This window comes from uncultured Leptotrichia sp. (assembly GCF_938036635.1).
Classification (GTDB): domain Bacteria; phylum Fusobacteriota; class Fusobacteriia; order Fusobacteriales; family Leptotrichiaceae; genus Leptotrichia; species Leptotrichia hongkongensis.
The window spans coordinates 1-1248 of sequence record NZ_CALHQO010000493.1 but is presented as its reverse complement, the minus strand read 5'-3'; the positions used below and the strand labels follow the sequence as shown (position 1 = coordinate 1248).

Below are 1248 nucleotides of genomic sequence, written 5' to 3'. Positions count from 1 at the left end.
GTAAAATTAAAATGAATAATTTTATTATAAAAAATATGAAAATAAGAGGAGAACTTTATGTCAAAAATTGCTTTTGTATTCCCAGGACAAGGGACTCAGTATGCTGGGATGGGAAAAAAGTTGTATGATGAAGTGAACGATGATAATAAAAAATTAATTGATGAGATTTTTAAAAATAATGAAGATGTAAAAAGAGTTATTTTTGAGGGAACAGATGAGGAGCTAAAAAATACAAAATATGCACAGCCTGCAATTGCACTATTTTCAGTTGTTTTAACAAAATTATTGAAAGAAAAAGGTATAAATGCTGATTTTGTGGCTGGACATAGTTTGGGAGAATACAGTTCCTTATATGCGGCTGGAGTTTTAAATGAAACTGATACATTAAAATTGATTTCAAAAAGAGGGGAAATAATGAGCGGTGCCAATATTGACGGTGGGATGGCTGCAATATTGGGACTTAGTGCAGAAGATGTAGAAAACATATGTGGTGAAATTGATGGAATTGTGGAGGCAGTAAACTATAATGAGCCAAAACAGACAGTTATCGCTGGAGAGAAAGAAGTAATTGAAAAAAATCTTGAACTGTTTAAGGAAAAAGGAGCAAGAAGAGCATTGCCTCTAGCAGTTTCAGGACCTTTTCATTCATCATTAATGAAACCTGTTGCAGAAATTTTGAAAAAAGAATTTGAAAACTACACTTGGAATAATCCAGCGACTCCGATTATTGCGAATACCACAGCAAATATTTTAAATTCTGCTGATGAAATTCAAAATGAACTGTACAGTCAAACATTCGGACCAGTAAAATGGGTAGACACAATAAATAAACTGGCTGAAAATGGAGTTACAAAAATTTATGAAATCGGACCTGGAAAAGTATTGGCAGGACTAATTAAGAAAATTAATAAAGAAATTGAATCTGATTTTGAAAAATATAAACTTGGTAAAATGACGAAAGTTAAGTTTGTAGAAAGTAAAAACCAGATAGACAAGGAAATTGACAGGCTGGAAGAAAAGATAAAACTATCTTCTAACGAAACAGAAGTAGTAACAGATAATGAGCTTACACGAGAACTTATGGAAAAGTATGTTGAGTCGATTATTTGTGAAGGTAGTATAGTTCAAAACATCATATGGAAGTAGATGCAAGAGGGAGTGAGAAATCACTCTCTTTTGTTGCTAAGATTTTGCTAAAATTTACTAATTAAATTCTTTGTATCGAGGACAAAGGCAACTATATATTGT

At 32.0% G+C, this 1248-nt stretch carries 1 protein-coding gene; it reads left to right on the top strand.

Annotation, left to right across the window (positions count from 1 at the left end; genetic code table 11):
• The first annotated feature begins 57 nt into the window (after positions 1 to 57).
• The gene (fabD, locus tag Q0370_RS09960) at positions 58 to 1146 is read left to right on the top strand and encodes an ACP S-malonyltransferase (protein WP_299575232.1); all 1089 of its coding nucleotides are present in this window, start codon (positions 58 to 60) and stop codon (positions 1144 to 1146) included.
• Positions 1147 to 1248: the final 102 nt, after the last annotated feature.

Coding starts and splice junctions, on each gene's coding strand:
- fabD (WP_299575232.1), top strand. CDS start 58: ATGTCAAAAATTGCTTTTGTATTCCCAGGACAAGGGACTCAGTATGCT.